We start from the raw sequence: 14,477 nt of genomic DNA on the forward strand, positions 1-14,477 counted from the left end.
TGCGGAATGCTACCGCATGCCATCGGCGGCCAGCTGATGATGGCCGGGCAGCACCTGCACCGGCGCGCGCTGCCCCTGGGCCGCCGCGGCCAGGCGCAGGTCCAGCGCCAGCGCGCGCTTGTCGGCGGGCAGCCACTGGCGCTCGTGTCCCCACAGGCTGGCCCCGTGCGTGAGTTCGCACGGTTGCCAGTCCGGATCCACGCTGCGCCCGCCCCAGCCGTATTCGATCATCAGCGGAGACGGCGTGCGGACGTAGAACGAAGTCATGAAGTCGTTGATGTGCCGGCCGAGCGTCACCGCCACGCGGTCCTGCTCGCACGAGGCGATGTCGTAGCCCTGCCCCACGTCGTCCAGTGAACACAGCTCCACCATCAGGTGGTGGATGCCGTCGGTGTCGGCCTCGATCAGCGCCAGGCTGTGATGACGTGAATTCAGGTGGAAGAAGTAGGCCTTGAAGGGCTCGCGCATGTAGTCGCTCAGGCGGAATCCCAGCAGGTCGCGATAAAACGGCACCAATGCGTCGACATGGCGCGCGTTCAACACCACGTGCCCCAGGCCCAGGGGGCCGGTGCGAAAACCCGATATCGCGCGGCCCGGGCGGAACGGTTCACCGCCCCGGGCGGCGCCATGGAAGACCTCCAGCCGATTGCCCGCGGGGTCGGACAGGGACAGCAGCCCCGTAACCTCCCTGCGCCGCGCCAGCGCTTCCGGTGCACGGACGAACGGCACCCGCGCGTGCTCCAGCCGGGCGCCCAACGCGTCCAGCGCCCCGGCATTGGCGACTTCCCAGCCGAAGAAATGCGGCTGGGCGGCGTCCGCGTCGAGCAGCAGGCGCTGGCGCCAGTCGTCCATGCGCAGCGCCAGGGTGTGTCGGCTCCTGTCGCCGATCTGCATGCCCAGCAGCCGTTGAGCGAAATCTTCCCACTCCGCCAGCCGGGAAGTGCCCAGGCCCACGTATCCCAAAGATTGCAGCATTGCGCCGCTCCGTATCTTTAAAATCCCATAATACGTGAAAAACAAATCAATAAATCGGAAATTTTTTTCTCAAATTAACATCTGTACTGTATATTGAGAAAAAATACGAAACCAGGAGCAACCGATGGAGACACCTTCCGCCCCGGACGCGCGGCCGCCTGAAGTCGGCAGCAGCCTGCCGACCTGCGGCTTCAAGACCAACTATCACGACGCCGGCAACGGGCCTGGCGTCCTGCTGATACACGGATCGGGCCCCGGCGTGACGGCCTGGGCCAACTGGCGCCTGACCATCCCCGTCCTGGCCCGGCAGGCGCGCGTCGTCGCCCCCGACATGGTCGGCTTCGGCTATACGGAATCGCCGCCCGGGGTCCGCTACCACTGGTCCACCTGGGTGGACCAGCTCACCGCGCTGCTGGACGCGCTGCAGCTGGAACGGGTCTCGGTGGTGGGCAACTCGTTCGGCGGCGCACTGGCGCTCAAGCTGGCCGCCCGGCATCCCGGCCGCGTCGACCGCCTGGTGCTGATGGGACCGGTGGGCCTGCGGTTTCCCATCACCGACGGACTGGAGAAGGTGTGGGGGTATCAACCCTCGCCCGCCGCGATGCGCGAACTGCTGGACGTCTTCGTCCACGATCCGTCCTTCATCGACGACGAGCTGGCGGCCATGCGCTACCGGGCCAGCATCCGCGACGACGTGCAGGCCCGGTTCGGCAGCATGTTCCCGCCTCCCCGGCAGCGGATCCTGGACGACATGGCCACGGACGAGGCCGTCCTGCGCACCATCCCGCACGAGACGCTCATCGTCCACGGGCGCGGCGACAAGGTGATCCCGATCGAGGCCTCGCGCCGACTGGCCCAGGCCATGCCGCGCGCGCGCCTGGCCGAGATCGACCGCTGCGGCCACTGGGTGCAGATCGAACAGCCGGCGGCGTTCACCGCGCTGGTCGGGGAATTCCTGGCGCCACGCTGAAAGGAGACACCATGCGCAAACAGGATCTGCTGGGCCGCTGGACCCTCAGACAATGGACGCAGGCCTATGACGACGGCCGCGTGACCCACCCCATGGGGCAGGCGCCCCGGGGCTTCATCCAATATGACGACGACCGCATGTTCTGCATGATCGAGCGGGCGGACCGCCGGGCTTTCGCCACCGGCGGGCAGTGGAACGCCAGCGCCGAGGAAAAGGCGCGGGCCTACGAGAGCTTCATGAGTTATGCCGGCACCTACGAACTGGCCGGGGACGAAGTCCGGCAGCACGTCGACATGAGCCTGTTCCCGAACTGGGAGGGCGGCGTGCAGCGCCGCAAGGCGGCGATCGTCGACGGCCTGCTGCACCTGTCCGCGCGGCTGGAGGACGGCACGCCCGAGGCCCGCACCGCCAGCCTGGTGTGGGAACGCGCCAGCCGCGCCATCACTTCCTGAGGGATGCTTCATGAAAGACATTGCCAGCCTGATCCGCGACGCCTCGGTCCACAGCAGCCTGTACGCCGACCCGGCCATCTTCGACCGAGAGATGGAGACCATCTTCGGCCAGGGATGGGTCTATGTCGGCCACGCCTCCGAGATTCCGCGGCGGGGCGACTATGTACGGCGCACCATGGGACTCGAACCCGTGCTGTTGATCCGCGGCGCCGACGGCATCCACGTCGTGGCCAACCGCTGCGCCCATCGCGGCAACCTGCTCTGCCAGCCCGAGCGCGGCAACCGCCGCACGCTGGCCTGCCAGTACCACGGCTGGATCTTCTCGCCCGACGGCGCGCTGCTCGACATGCCGCTGTCCAGTATCGAGCCGGACGAATCGCTGCACCTGAAGCGCGCGCGCGTCGACAGCTACAACGGCTTCGTCTTCGCGACCTTCAACCCTTCGCCCATCCCCCTGCTGGAGCATCTCGGCCACGCCGCGCGCGCGCTGGACCGGCAGGTGAACCTGTCGCCCGAAGGCGAGATCGAACTGCGCGGCCCGTGGATCAAGCACCTGTTCCGCGCCAACTGGAAGATGCTGTCCGAAAACGAGGCCGACGGCTATCACGTGGGCTTCGTGCACGACTCCTTCACCAAAAGCGTGGGTACCCCCGGCAAGTACGGCAACATCCTGTCCGGCGAAGAGGACCGCATCACGGCGGTGGTCCGCTACCTGGGCAACGGCCACACCGAGCTCGACTACGGCCCGACCTACGACCGGCCCATGACCTGGCTGGGCGTGGACGAGACGCGCTATCCGGACTACACGCGCGACATGGTCGGCCGGCACGGCGAATCGGCCGCGCGGGAAATCATGCGGGCCGGGCCGCCCCACACCTTCATCTTCCCCAACCTGTTCCTGGCCGAAACCTGTCTGGTCATGATCCAGCCCCTGGGCGTGGGCGAGACCGTCAACTGGCACACCCCGCTCTACCTGAAGGGCGCGCCCGAGGAACTGAACCGACGCATCATGCGCCAGGGCGAAGTCGCGTTGGGGCCGTCATCGTTCCTGACGGCCGACGACGCCATCATCGCGGAACGCCAGTGGCGCGCGCTGAAAGGTTCGCCGGCCTGGCTGGACCTGAGCCGCGGCCAGTCCCGCGAAACGACAACCGACGGCGGCGTAGTGGTGTCCCACTACACCGACGAGACTCCCAACCGGGGCTTCTGGCGATGCTACCGGGACACCATGGCGCAAACCGCCCAGCCCACGCTCTAGAAGGACATGCCATGCAGACCCCCTTGTTGCCGATCGACGAACACCGGATGCTGGAGCGCTTCGTCCACGAGGAAGCCCGGTTAGCGGACGAATCGCGCTTCGACGAATGGGAGGCGCTCTGGGACGAGAACGTCCGCTACTGGGTGCCCGTCGTCATCGACGGCGAGGAGCCGGATCCGGACCGCGACGTCTCCATCATCAACGACAACCGCTCCCGGCTGGCGACCCGCCTGCGGCAACTGCGCACCGGCACCCGGCACAGCCAGGCGCCGCGCTCCATCCTGCGCAGGATGCTGTCCAACCTGACGGCCGACAAGGACGGGAACGGCGACTATCGCGTCGCGGCCAACTTCGCCATCTACGAGTACCAGGTGCAGTCAGTCAACCAGTTGAACGTCTGGCCGGGCCGAGTCGAATATGGTCTGCGGCAGGTCGACGGCCAGCTCAGGATGTTCCTGAAGAAGGTATCCCTGGTCCACGCTTCGGGCCCGCTGCCCAGCCTTTCCTTCCTGGTCTGACCATGGCCCGCGCTCCGCTCTCGGCCATCATCGGCCTGGGCTTCAGCCCCCTTTCGCGCGAACCCGTCGGTTCCGTGCGCGCCCTGGCCGCCGCAGCCGTGCGGGCCGCCATGGCCGACGCCGGCGTCGGCCCCGACCTGGTGGACGGTCTGCTGCTCAATCCCAGCGCCCTTGCCGATCCCGGGGTCCTTCCGCCCAAAGTGCAGGACGACATGGGTCTGCGCACGCTGGGAATGCTGACCACCATCGAAGCCAAGGGCTCATCCGTCCTCCAGATGGTGCAATACGCCACGGCCGCCATCCGCGCCGGCATGGCGTCGGTGGTCGCCTGCGTGTTCGCCGATGCGCCCATCGGCCCGGCGCGCGGCGGCGGCGCCTCCTTCAGCAACGAAGGCTCGCTGACCGGCATCGCGGGTTGGGACGCATCGTACGGCCTGTTCGGTCCGGTCGGGTCCTACGCGCTGGCCGCAAGCCGGTACATGGCCCTGCATGGCGCCGGCCCGGATCACCTGGGTGCCTACGTCCTGGCCTGCCGCCAGTGGGCTGCAGGCAATCCGCTCGCCTTCCAGCGCGCGCCGCTCACGCTGGCCCAATACCATGCCTCGCGCATGATCGTCGAACCCTTCCACGTGCTGGACTGCGCCTACCCGGTCAACGGCGCAGCGGCCGTCATCGTGGCCGGCACCGACCGCGCCGCCGACGCCGGCCGGCGGCCCGTGTACGTCCACGGCATGGGCCAGGGCCACGCCAGCGCCGACACGCCGCAGGGGCCGCACGACCTGGCCACCGCCGGACAGCTCGCCGGCCGCAAGGCCTATGCGATGGCGGGCGTCGGGCCGAAGGACGTCTCGATGTGCCAGTTCTACGATGCGTTCTCGTACTGTGCCCTGGCCGCGCTCGAGGACTACGGACTGTGCGGCCGGGGCGAGGCCGCCGGCATGGTGCAGGACGGCGCGACCGCGCCCGGCGGCGCGCTGCCGGTCAACACCGGCGGCGGCCAGTTGGCGAGCTACTACCTGCAAGGCATGACCCCGCTCAGCGAGGCCGTCATCCAGTGCCGCGGCGACGGCGGCGAGCGGCAGTGCGCGGCCAACGATATCGTTCTGGTCAACGGCTCGGGCGGCCGGCTGGAGTATCACGCCGCGCTGATACTGAGCCCTCATCGCTTGCTCGCCTAGGACCCGCCATGCTGCTTGCTTCCGATCACTTCGAACGCCGCTTCCTCGACTTCGTCGCCAAGCGCGAGCTGCGCGTACCGCGCCTGCGCGCCAGCGGCGAGATCCTGGGCTACGCATCGCACGGCTACGGGGCGAACCCGGACGACATCGAATGGATACCCGCCAGCGGCAAGGCGACGCTCCATGCCTATGCCGTCTACCGGCAGCAGTACCACCCGGACTTTCCGCCTCCCTACAACGTGGCGCAGGTCGCGCTCGTCGAAGGCCCACGCCTGGTCAGCCGGATCGTCGCGGACGACGGCATCGCCATCGCGATCGGCATGCCGCTGCGCGCGCGCTTCGACCCGGCCGGAAGCCTGGTGTTCGTCCCCGACTCTCTCCCAGCGGCATGACCGCCCCTTTTCCGGAACCCCTGCTCATGACCGAGCCTGCATCCCACGCCTGCCCGCCTCCTACTCCCCCTACCGGCGCGCTGGACGGCGTGCGCATCCTGGACCTGAGCCGAGTGCTGGGCGGCCCCTACTGCACGATGATCCTGGGCGACCACGGCGCGGAGATCATCAAGGTGGAACCGCCGCAGGGCGACGACACGCGCGGCTGGGGCCCGCCCTTCGCCGGCACGGACGCCGAACGCGGGGACGCCAGCTATTTCATCGGCGTCAACCGCAACAAACGGTCGATGGTGCTGGACCTGTCGCGCGAATCGGGGCGGGCCGTGCTGCTGCGCCTGCTGGAGGAAGCCGACGTCCTGGTCGAGAACTTCAAGCCCGGCACCATGGAAGCATGGGGCCTGGGCTATGAACGGGATCTCGCTCCGCGCTTTCCGCGCCTGATCCATTGCAGGGTGTCCGGCTTCGGCGGCCATGGCCCCCTGGGCAACCTGCCGGGCTACGACGCGGTGCTGCAGGCCATGAGCGGATTGATGAGCGTGAACGGCACGCCCGAGACCGGCCCGCTGCGTATAGGCACGCCCATCGTCGACCTCGCCACCGGCCTCTACGCGACGATAGGCATCCTGATGGCCTTGCACGAACGCCGCCGCTCGGGCCTGGGCCAGTACGTGGACATGGCGCTGTACGACTGCGCCATGTCGCTGCTCCATCCCCACGCGGCCAACTATTTCCTGGACGGCAGCCGCCCGCGCCTGACGGGCAACACGCATCCGAACGTCACGCCCTGCGACAAATTCGCCACCCGCAGCGGCGAGATCTTCGTGGTCATCGGCACCGACCGGCAATTCCGCCGCCTGGTGGAGCTGCTGGGCATCCCGAACCTCGCAGCCGACCCGCGGTTCGCCACCAACAGCGACCGGTCGCGCAACCGTGCCGCGCTCTACCCCCTGCTTGCCGAGGCCTTGTCCCAGCATGACGGCGTGGCTTTGAGCCGGACGCTGCTGGCCGAGGGCCTGCCCATCGGCCCCGTCATGAGCATGGACGAAGCCCTGGGCGCGGACCACACGCACGCCCGCTCCATGGTCTACGAACACCACGGCTACAAGGGCCTGGGCACGCCCATCAAGCTGTCGCGCACGCCCGGCGGCCTGCGCCGAACGCCTCCCAGGCTGGCCGAACATGCGCGGGATATCCTGCGCGAAGCCGGCTTCACGGACGCCGACATGGACGAATTGGAACACATCGGGGCGACGGCGCCCCGGCGCGCGCGCTGAACCCTTTTCCCTGGAGCATCGCATGACCTTACCGGACGACTGGCGCGAGGCCTGTCTTTCCAACGATCTTCCCGAAGCCGGCACGCTGGCCGTGACCCTGGACGGGCAGGTCTTCTGCCTGTACCGGGTCGAAGGCGCTACCTACGCCACCGCCGACCGTTGCAGCCACGGCCGCGGTAGCCTGTCCGAAGGCGTCCTGGAAGCGCACACCATCGAATGCCCGTTCCATCAGGGCTGCTTCGATATCCGCACCGGCGCTCCCACGGCGCTGCCCTGCAACCGGCCCGTCAAGACCTACGCGACCCGCGAGACCGACGGCATCGTCTGGGTGAACACCCGTCCGCGCGACATGGCCGGCCAGCACTAGCACCGCTTCACCGCGCCGGCGGCTGGCATGGCGCCGCACGGTGCCTGCGGCGGTACGGATCCGCCGCGATCTCGTGCTTGCGCATCAACTGCCAGAACGCGCGGCGGTTCTTGTGTGCCGCGCGGGCCGCCTGCGAGATGTTGCCGTGGTAGCGCAGCAGCATGTCGGAAATGTAGTGGCGCTCGAACTCCGTCACGATCCTGGCCTTGGCGGACTGGAACGGTTCGCGCGACACGAGGCCGGAATTGCCGTCCCGGCATCCGTATTCGGCTTCATGCTCGTCTTCCGGCTCGGCCTCGGCCTGTGGCGCGTCGCTCGATGCGCAGGCCTCCTGGGGCTTGCCCGGCCCCGCGAGCAATACCAGGCGTGTCTTGAATTCTTCCCCGCACATCGGGTAGCGCATGAAATCGTCCAGCCCGAGCGACAGCAAATCCTGCAGCCCGGCGGCGCTCATTTCGCGCGCGAGCGCCAGGACGGGCGTCTGCAACGCCTCGCCGGCCACGGCCATCGCGGTGCGTGTCCATCCCAGAGTGGACAGGGTGACCGGCAGCAGGCAGACGTCGTAGCGCTTGAGCGCCAGCGCCTGGCGCCGCAGCGCGTCTGCCGATGGCGCGTCCAGCTGCACGCCATGCAATGCGATGCGTTCGCGCGCATCCTTCCAATCTTCCATCAGTTCGCGCATCCAGCCCGCATGCTCGGGCACCATCAATACGCCGCAATCGATCATTCCCCTCATGTCACTGCCCTCAGGTTGTCCGAGCCGCCAGACTAGGGGCGCGTGGCGAAGGCCTCAATCAGAGAAACCAACAAGCGCGATTTTGCGTATCCAGTTATCACGAGGACGGTCGTTAATGACCGGCCGGACTACTCCGCCAGGCGCAGGCTCTCGACCGTCGCGGCCGCGATCTGCAGGTCGGTGAAGGGCGCATCGACCAGTTGCTTGCGCGAAAACAAACCGACCTGGTCGTCATGATGGGGCGAGGCGGCGTCGGCCGACTGCCCATTGGCCGCCATCACCTTGGCCACGAGCTTGCCGCTCGTCCAGGTCACCGCATGCATGTAGGCCGTTCCCGCGACGATGTCGCCGTAGCCTTCGGCACCGAGCGGCGCGCCTTCCAGCGCATTCAGTATCCCCTGATCTCCCGATCCGCCATGGAGCGGAACGCGGCCGGCGGCGGTGGGGCGCGCCAGCATCCGTCCCCATGCTTCGTCGCCCTTCAGGCCATGGGTGCCGAGGTCGGCAATGGTGGCGGCCAGCGCGGCGCGCACGGCGGCCTGGACCGGCGCGCAGCCGGAAAGCGTGCGCACGCGCAGCGGGTGGGCCGGATCGTACGGCTGGGCGTACAGGTTCTCGACGGCGGCGAGCCGGGGCCAGAGCTCGGCGAACAGCAAGGCGCCACGGCTGTCGGCATTGTTGCGGCGGTCCCAGCGCGACAGTACGCCGCAGGCCGTGGCAGCCCCGCCCGTGGCCGAGACGCACGCGTCCTGGATACCGTCCATGAGGGTTTCGGCTGCGTAGTTGCGGTTGCCGAAGACCACGTCCACGGCCTTGTCCACCGTCACCTTGCCCGCTGCCAGCATCTCGGCCACCAGCCGGTGGGACATCCTGGTCCGGGCATTGGGCTCGGCATCCGGGCTGCCGAACAGGATCGAGTAGCGATCGTGCCGCTCGCCATGGATGGACAGGCTGTAGCTGTCGTTGGCGTTGTAGGCGACCCCGCGCGTGGCCAGGGCGGGAATCCGGTCCGCCGGCGCCAGCCGGGGGCGGCCCTGTTCGTCGCGCAGCAGGCATGCGCCGCGTGATCCGTCCAGCGCGGCGGGCACGCGGCCCGATGGCGTGGCCTCGACGGCACAGGCGGCCAGGCCGGCATCGTCGATGTCCAGGATGGGCCCCGCTTCGATGAACAAGGCATTGCCCGCGCTGTCGCCCGCCACGAGGTGGGCGGCGATGCCGCGTTGTCCGGCCACGGCACGCTGGAAGTCGGCCACGTCACGCGCCTTCGCGGCGTCCAGCATCTGGTCCAGGCCCCTCGCGTCGCCCGCGGCGGCATCGGTGACGGCGTACCAGCCGGCCGGCCTGCCGGGCGCGGCGGGCAACCGGTACAGCGGGCCCAGCGCGGTGTACGGCACCGCGTAGGCTTGGGTGCGCGTGGATCCGTCAGCCTGGCGGACCCCGATTTCCACCACGCGCCGCTCGATGGCGCGGGACACGCCGTCGACCACATAGGCGGGAGTCGCGCCGGCGCGCAGGTCGAGCCGCAGCGGCAGTCCGTAGGTCACCGTGGACGGCGCCTCGATGCTCCATGCGACGGAATCGTTGAAGCCCGACAGCGGCAGCGGCACGCCCAGGAAATCCGCCCCCATGACGTCCAGCTCACCGGGAATGGTCAGGTGCATCTGGTGCATCAACAGCCAGTGGTCCTGCCAGTACGTATGGGGATTGGCCACCACGATGGCGGCGCCCGTACCGGTGGCATCGGCGCCATAGGCCCAGGTATTGCTGGCCATGCCCAGGCGGGGCGGAGCAGGCGCCGCGGCGGCCCGCTCCGGCTGGTCCAGGTCGTCCCACAGCGAAGCCGACGCGAAGGGCGCCGCCAGAAAGGTCCGGTTCAAGGTGCCGATCTGCATGACGGCGCGCAGCACGTCGGTGGCGGCCATCGTCGGCGGACGCAACCCGCCGCACGCGGCCGGCGCCGCGTGGTCGCGGACGTAGCGGTTGAAGCCCGCGGCATAGCCCTCGGCCAGCGCGCGGGCCTGCGGCGACAGCGCCTTCCACGCCGCGTCCACGTCGTCCGCCGACAACTGCATGCGGTAGAAAAGGTCGCTGTCCAGGTTGGGCAGCGGCAAGAAGCCGACCAGCGCCTTGCCATCCGGGCCGAAGTGGGCCGACCGCTCGCCGCGCAGGGTGATGATGCGATCGGCCAGCGCGCATAGCTGGTCGCGCGCTACGGCATAGCCGTAGCCATACCCCAGCCCGCCGTGGTCGCTCGCTCTGACGTGCGGCACGCCGTACGTCGTCCAGCGCACGTGCGCGTCGAAACGCGCCGCCGGTTGCGACGGCGGCGGATCGTCGCCGCCTCCGCATCCGGCGACCAGGCATGCCGCCACCCCGGCCCGCACCCACCGTGCCGGGGTCATGGCCGCCTTTCCTGCTTGCGGGCGATGACCTGCATCTCGACGTGCGCCCCGGGATAGGCGATGCCGGCGATCATGGCCGTGCCCGTGGGCTTGCAGGGCAGATGGTCGGCCAGCACACCGATGACCGGCTGCACGTGCTCCATGGCATCGATGATCAGCGTGTAATTGACGATGTCCTCGAGCCGCGCGCCCGCCGCCTTCAGATAGGAAGCGATGTTGCGCAGCATCAGGCGCGTCTGTTCCTCGACCGTCGGCGCCAGCTTCTGCGCGGTGTAGTCCATGCCTATGGTGCCCGACACGAAGACCCAGTCGTGGTCGAACATGGCGCGGCTATAGGGTGCGCGCGGGAAAGGCAGGGGAAAGTCCGCGATCTGCATGGTGGCTTGCTCCGTGGATGCCGTGATTGTTCAGTCGAGCTTGAAGCCCAGCTTGCGAATGATGGGACCGTAGCGGTCCAGGTCGGTCGAGATCTGCCGGCGCAAGGTCTCGGGATCGTTGCGCGGGGCCGGCTCGAAGCCGAACGCCAGCAGCTTGTCGACCACGTCGGGCTGCCTGACCGCCCACTCCACCGCGCCGGCCACGCGCTGCGCGATGCCGGCCGGCAGGCCCGAGGGTCCGACGATGGCGAACCAGACCGACATATCGATGCCCTTGAATCCCAGTTCATCCAGGGTGGGCACATCGGGCAGTCCCGAGAAGCGCCGCGCCGAACTCACCGCAAGGAAACGCGCGCGCCCGGATTTCACGAACTGCGCGTAGGGCGCGATCCCGTCGAAGGCCGCGTCGACGGTGCCCGCCATCAGCGCCTGAGCCACTTCCGCGCTGCCCTTGAACGGCACGCGCCGGGCCTGCGTGCCGGCCGCGTCGTTGAACGTGTCCACCAGGATCTGCGAGACGATGGCCGCGGCGCCGATGTTCAGGCCGGCGCCGCCCGACTTGCCTCGCTCGACCAGGTCCGCCACGCTGGCCGGGTCCTTGGGCTGGCTGCGCGCCACCACCGCGTTGGGACCGACCACGGCCAGCGAGATCGGCGTGAAATCCTTCTTCGGATCGTAGGGAAGCTTTTCGTACAGCGCCGGATTGAGCACGAAGGTCTGGTCGATGGACCACAGCAGCGTGTAGCCGTCGGGCGGCGCGCGCAGCACTTCCTGCACGCCGATCAGCGTATTGCCGCCCGCCTTGTTCTCGACGATGATGGGCTGCCCCAGCCGTTCCTGCACCTTGAGCGCGATCAGGCGCGCCGCGACGTCCGCGCCGCCGCCGGCCACGAAGGGCACCACCAGCCGCACCGGACGGACCGGCCAATCGGCCGCCGCGGCGGCCGATGCCGCCAGTGCGCACCCCAGCGCGAAGCAGGCCCGCAGCAGGCGGCTGACATGCCGGACGTTCATCATTACACTCCGTCGGAAAGTTGCAGTGATGCTAACGTTCCGGCTCGAGGCCATGTATGCAGATCGAATCGCAAACTGTGCCGATCCCCATCGCGGGGCCGGTGATGCGGGAAGACGACCTCAACGCCATCCTGGCCCCCTCGGCGCCGGAGCCGGCCGGCCTGACCCTGACCGATATCCTGAGCGAATCGCGCCGCAACGTTCCCTGGCCCAGCGGCGGCCACGTCACGCGGCTGCATACGCTGCCGTGGGAAGGCGCCAGCGCCCGGTATTTCGACTTCAGCCTGAACGACCGCCTGCGGGTGCGGCTGGACCCCGACCGGGAGCTGCTGCTGACCTTCTTCCTGGAGGGCCATGTCAGCGGACACGTCGGCGACGAACACGGCCCCGAACTCGACTTCCGCCTGAACCGCATGCTGCTGCGCACGCCCAATCGCAACGGCGGCTACCTCATCGACATCCCCGGGGCCCGCACCCACCGCTTCGTGCAGTTCCGGCTACGCCGCGACCTCTTGCCGCGCTGGCTCAAGGCCCTGGGCGTGCGCCTCCCCGCCGCCCAGCTCGACGAGATGGTCGACCGCGACGATGGCCGCATCCTGTGCAACGCCGCCATCACGCCGCAATTGCAGGGCTGCCTGGAACGCATACGCGGCGAACGCAGCGACCAGCCCGCCTTCGCGCCCCTCTTCCACGCGCGCGCCACCGAGCTGCTGCTGTGCGCGCTGCAAGGATTCGACGACCTGCTGCGCCCTGCCCGCTCGCCCGGCGCCGATGCCGCCGCCGTCCTGGCACGATTGCGCGAAACCATCGCCGAGGCGCCGGCCCATCCATGGACGATCACGGAACTGGCGCGCCGCGTCGGCTGCACGAGCGCGCGCCTGCAGCAGCACGTGCGCGATGCCACCGGCCTTTCGGTCTACAACCTGCTGGTCGCCCAGCGGCTGGAGCTTGCCGCCACGCTGCTGCGCGAGACCCGCCTGGGGGTGCAGGCGATCGCGGCCGAAGCGGGCTGGCAATGCCACTCGCGCTTCGCGGCCGTGTTCCGGGCGCACTACGGCAGCACGCCGCGGGCTTACCGGCTGCGCCACCGCAACTCGGCGACCAGGCTTTCATAGCCGCCCGCCGGCTCATATCCTGCTACAAATTCGTTGTTACTTGGCCGGTCCTGGACCCGATTCTGCGGCAAACTGCATGACCAGCAGTCTGGAGTTGGAGTCCAGCATGACCAAGCCAAGCCTACGTTCCACCGCATCGCTGATCCTCGTGACCACCGCCCTGTCATGGGGGCTTCCGGTGCGCGCCGACGATCTGCGCGAATCCGGCGGCCGCGAGAGTTCCATCGATACGTCGTCCCGCTCCTATGGCGGCAACGGCCTGCGCCTGGGCTCGCGCACGCCGGCGTCCATGGGCCTGGGGGGCAGCGGCCTGCATGCCTCGCTGGATGCGTCGGCCGCGAGCGGCCCGCAGGCCGAGGCCGGCAAGGCCGCCACGCCGCAACCGGCCGCCGGCACCCGCTTGAAGAAGAAGGACGGGCGCTGACCGGCGCCCGCCCGCGGCAGGACTAGACCCGCGGCGCGACGCGCTGCTCGATCGCGCCGAAGACGCTGTTGCCGGAGCGGTCGAAGTGCTCGATGCGCACCATGTCGCCGAATTTCAGGAACGGGGTCCGGGCCGCACCGTGCCGGATGGTCTCCAGCGCGCGGCGTTCACCCAGGCACCCCACGCCCACGGATTCATCCTCGTTCGATACCGTACCCAGGCCCACCAGCGTTCCCGCCTCGAAGGCACGCGTCTGCGCCACGTGGGCGATCAGGTCCCCATAGTGGAAGGCGACGTCGATGCCGGTCTCGATGCTGCCCAGCTCCTCGCCGCGCACCCAGCATTTCATGGTGCCCGACACCAGGCCACCCTGCCATAGCTCGCCCAGCTCGTCCGGCGTCACCGCGATGGGGCCCAGGCTGGACGCGGGCTTGCCGACCAGGAAGCCGAAGGTGCGCTTGAGTTCGCCGGGAATGATGGCGCGCAGCGATATGTCGTTGAGCAGCACGAACAAGCGGATGTGCTCGCACGCGCGTCCGGCGTCCACGCCCAGCGGCACGTCGCCGGTAATGGCGGCGATCTCGGCCTCGAAATCGATGCCGTCGTCTTCCGAAGGCAGGCGCACGTCCTCGTTCCAGGCCATGAAACCGTGCGAGATACCCTGGTACATCAACGGCTTCTGGAAGAAATCGTCGGGCACCGATTCCCCGCGCGCCTGCCGATTGCGCTGGATGTGGCTGGGATACGCCGCGCCGTCCAGGTACTGGTAGGCGCGCGGCAGCGGCGCGGCCAGCGTGCCCAGGTCCAGCGCGAAGGCGCCGGCGGCGCGGCCGGCGTTCAGGTCGTCGTACAGGGCCTGCAGGCGTGGGCGGGCGCGCTCCCAGTCGTCCAGCGCCGATTGCAGCGTGGGCGCGATGCCGGCCGCGCTCACCGCCGTGGCGAGATCGCGGCTGACCACGAGCAATGCGCCGTCGCGCCCCGCGCGTTGCGATGCCAATTTCATTCCAGCTTCTCCAAGAGTGCGG

At 69.0% G+C, this 14,477-nt stretch carries 16 protein-coding genes; 10 read left to right on the forward strand and 6 right to left on the reverse strand.

Annotation, left to right across the window (positions count from 1 at the left end; translation table 11 throughout):
- Nucleotides 1-9: 9 nt before the first annotated feature.
- The gene (locus CDO46_RS20365; RefSeq protein ID WP_087840328.1) at nucleotides 10-975 is read right to left on the reverse strand and encodes a VOC family protein; all 966 of its coding nucleotides are present in this window, start codon (nucleotides 973-975) and stop codon (nucleotides 10-12) included.
- A 124-nt stretch (nucleotides 976-1,099) separates the two neighbouring features.
- On the opposite strand from CDO46_RS20365, the gene CDO46_RS20370 reads away from it, so the two are divergent.
- The 8 genes from CDO46_RS20370 to CDO46_RS20405 are packed head-to-tail and all read left to right on the forward strand — an operon-like array spanning nucleotide 1,100 to nucleotide 7,384.
- Nucleotides 1,100-1,945, forward strand: coding sequence for an alpha/beta fold hydrolase (locus CDO46_RS20370; protein WP_087840330.1), 846 nt, complete (start codon nucleotides 1,100-1,102; stop codon nucleotides 1,943-1,945).
- A gap of 11 nt (nucleotides 1,946-1,956) precedes the next feature.
- Entirely contained in the window at nucleotides 1,957-2,397 is a 441-nt protein-coding gene (locus tag CDO46_RS20375) for a lipocalin-like domain-containing protein (RefSeq protein WP_087840331.1), read from the forward strand.
- Nucleotides 2,398-2,407: 10 nt separating this feature from the next.
- Nucleotides 2,408-3,655, forward strand: coding sequence for an aromatic ring-hydroxylating dioxygenase subunit alpha (locus tag CDO46_RS20380; RefSeq protein ID WP_087840332.1), 1,248 nt, complete (start codon nucleotides 2,408-2,410; stop codon nucleotides 3,653-3,655).
- A gap of 11 nt (nucleotides 3,656-3,666) precedes the next feature.
- Nucleotides 3,667-4,173, forward strand: coding sequence for an aromatic-ring-hydroxylating dioxygenase subunit beta (locus tag CDO46_RS20385; RefSeq protein ID WP_087840334.1), 507 nt, complete (start codon nucleotides 3,667-3,669; stop codon nucleotides 4,171-4,173).
- A gap of 2 nt (nucleotides 4,174-4,175) precedes the next feature.
- Entirely contained in the window at nucleotides 4,176-5,351 is a 1,176-nt protein-coding gene (locus CDO46_RS20390) for a sterol carrier protein (RefSeq protein WP_087840335.1), read from the forward strand.
- Between the two features lie 8 nt (nucleotides 5,352-5,359).
- The gene (locus CDO46_RS20395; RefSeq protein ID WP_087840337.1) at nucleotides 5,360-5,743 is read left to right on the forward strand and encodes a Zn-ribbon domain-containing OB-fold protein; all 384 of its coding nucleotides are present in this window, start codon (nucleotides 5,360-5,362) and stop codon (nucleotides 5,741-5,743) included.
- Nucleotides 5,744-5,769: 26 nt separating this feature from the next.
- Complete coding sequence (locus CDO46_RS20400) at nucleotides 5,770-7,017, forward strand: CaiB/BaiF CoA-transferase family protein (RefSeq protein ID WP_087840479.1); 1,248 nt, start codon at nucleotides 5,770-5,772, stop codon at nucleotides 7,015-7,017.
- 22 nt (nucleotides 7,018-7,039) lie between these two features.
- Nucleotides 7,040-7,384: a non-heme iron oxygenase ferredoxin subunit gene (locus tag CDO46_RS20405; RefSeq protein WP_165963237.1), complete on the forward strand. Its 345-nt coding sequence runs from the start codon at nucleotides 7,040-7,042 to the stop codon at nucleotides 7,382-7,384.
- Between the two features lie 7 nt (nucleotides 7,385-7,391).
- On the opposite strand, the gene CDO46_RS20410 is transcribed toward CDO46_RS20405, so the two are convergent.
- From CDO46_RS20410 to CDO46_RS20425, 4 genes are all read right to left on the reverse strand, one after another.
- Entirely contained in the window at nucleotides 7,392-8,120 is a 729-nt protein-coding gene (locus CDO46_RS20410) for a hypothetical protein (protein ID WP_140416889.1), read from the reverse strand.
- A 128-nt stretch (nucleotides 8,121-8,248) separates the two neighbouring features.
- Nucleotides 8,249-10,522 (reverse strand): penicillin acylase family protein, encoded by a 2,274-nt coding sequence (locus tag CDO46_RS20415; RefSeq protein ID WP_087840343.1) that lies wholly within the window; start codon nucleotides 10,520-10,522, stop codon nucleotides 8,249-8,251.
- Nucleotides 10,519-10,899 (reverse strand): RidA family protein, encoded by a 381-nt coding sequence (locus tag CDO46_RS20420; protein WP_087840344.1) that lies wholly within the window; start codon nucleotides 10,897-10,899, stop codon nucleotides 10,519-10,521. Before CDO46_RS20420 ends, CDO46_RS20415 begins: the two co-directional genes overlap by 4 nt.
- Before the next feature lie 30 nt (nucleotides 10,900-10,929).
- Nucleotides 10,930-11,913 carry a tripartite tricarboxylate transporter substrate binding protein gene (locus CDO46_RS20425; protein ID WP_132980132.1) on the reverse strand — a complete coding sequence of 328 codons (984 nt, stop codon included), beginning with the start codon at nucleotides 11,911-11,913 and terminating at the stop codon, nucleotides 10,930-10,932.
- Between the two features lie 56 nt (nucleotides 11,914-11,969).
- Here CDO46_RS20425 and CDO46_RS20430 point away from each other — a divergent pair, with 56 nt between their 5' ends.
- On the forward strand, nucleotides 11,970-13,028 hold the full coding sequence (locus CDO46_RS20430) for an AraC family transcriptional regulator (protein WP_087840346.1): 1,059 nt from the start codon (nucleotides 11,970-11,972) through the stop codon (nucleotides 13,026-13,028).
- A gap of 106 nt (nucleotides 13,029-13,134) precedes the next feature.
- A complete protein-coding gene (locus CDO46_RS20435) occupies nucleotides 13,135-13,452 on the forward strand; it encodes a hypothetical protein (RefSeq protein ID WP_132980134.1) in 318 nt (105 codons plus the stop codon).
- 22 nt (nucleotides 13,453-13,474) lie between these two features.
- Here the strand turns inward: CDO46_RS20435 and CDO46_RS20440 are convergent, their stop codons facing one another.
- Nucleotides 13,475-14,455 carry a fumarylacetoacetate hydrolase family protein gene (locus tag CDO46_RS20440; RefSeq protein ID WP_087840349.1) on the reverse strand — a complete coding sequence of 327 codons (981 nt, stop codon included), beginning with the start codon at nucleotides 14,453-14,455 and terminating at the stop codon, nucleotides 13,475-13,477.
- Nucleotides 14,456-14,477 lie beyond the last annotated feature (22 nt).

The sequence above is a fragment of the Pigmentiphaga sp. NML030171 genome, from assembly GCF_002188635.1.
Lineage (GTDB): Bacteria > Pseudomonadota > Gammaproteobacteria > Burkholderiales > Burkholderiaceae_B > Pigmentiphaga > Pigmentiphaga daeguensis.

Bases quoted from the DNA above. Each gene is read 5' to 3' on its own strand.
- CDO46_RS20365 (WP_087840328.1), bottom strand. From the start codon at position 975: ATGCTGCAATCTTTGGGATACGTGGGCCTGGGCACTTCCCGGCTGGCG.
- CDO46_RS20370 (WP_087840330.1), top strand. From the start codon at position 1,100: ATGGAGACACCTTCCGCCCCGGACGCGCGGCCGCCTGAAGTCGGCAGC.
- CDO46_RS20375 (WP_087840331.1), top strand. From the start codon at position 1,957: ATGCGCAAACAGGATCTGCTGGGCCGCTGGACCCTCAGACAATGGACG.
- CDO46_RS20380 (WP_087840332.1), top strand. From the start codon at position 2,408: ATGAAAGACATTGCCAGCCTGATCCGCGACGCCTCGGTCCACAGCAGC.
- CDO46_RS20385 (WP_087840334.1), top strand. From the start codon at position 3,667: ATGCAGACCCCCTTGTTGCCGATCGACGAACACCGGATGCTGGAGCGC.
- CDO46_RS20390 (WP_087840335.1), top strand. From the start codon at position 4,176: ATGGCCCGCGCTCCGCTCTCGGCCATCATCGGCCTGGGCTTCAGCCCC.
- CDO46_RS20395 (WP_087840337.1), top strand. From the start codon at position 5,360: ATGCTGCTTGCTTCCGATCACTTCGAACGCCGCTTCCTCGACTTCGTC.
- CDO46_RS20400 (WP_087840479.1), top strand. From the start codon at position 5,770: ATGACCGAGCCTGCATCCCACGCCTGCCCGCCTCCTACTCCCCCTACC.
- CDO46_RS20405 (WP_165963237.1), top strand. From the start codon at position 7,040: ATGACCTTACCGGACGACTGGCGCGAGGCCTGTCTTTCCAACGATCTT.
- CDO46_RS20410 (WP_140416889.1), bottom strand. From the start codon at position 8,120: ATGAGGGGAATGATCGATTGCGGCGTATTGATGGTGCCCGAGCATGCG.
- CDO46_RS20415 (WP_087840343.1), bottom strand. From the start codon at position 10,522: ATGACCCCGGCACGGTGGGTGCGGGCCGGGGTGGCGGCATGCCTGGTC.
- CDO46_RS20420 (WP_087840344.1), bottom strand. From the start codon at position 10,899: ATGCAGATCGCGGACTTTCCCCTGCCTTTCCCGCGCGCACCCTATAGC.
- CDO46_RS20425 (WP_132980132.1), bottom strand. From the start codon at position 11,913: ATGAACGTCCGGCATGTCAGCCGCCTGCTGCGGGCCTGCTTCGCGCTG.
- CDO46_RS20430 (WP_087840346.1), top strand. From the start codon at position 11,970: ATGCAGATCGAATCGCAAACTGTGCCGATCCCCATCGCGGGGCCGGTG.
- CDO46_RS20435 (WP_132980134.1), top strand. From the start codon at position 13,135: ATGACCAAGCCAAGCCTACGTTCCACCGCATCGCTGATCCTCGTGACC.
- CDO46_RS20440 (WP_087840349.1), bottom strand. From the start codon at position 14,455: ATGAAATTGGCATCGCAACGCGCGGGGCGCGACGGCGCATTGCTCGTG.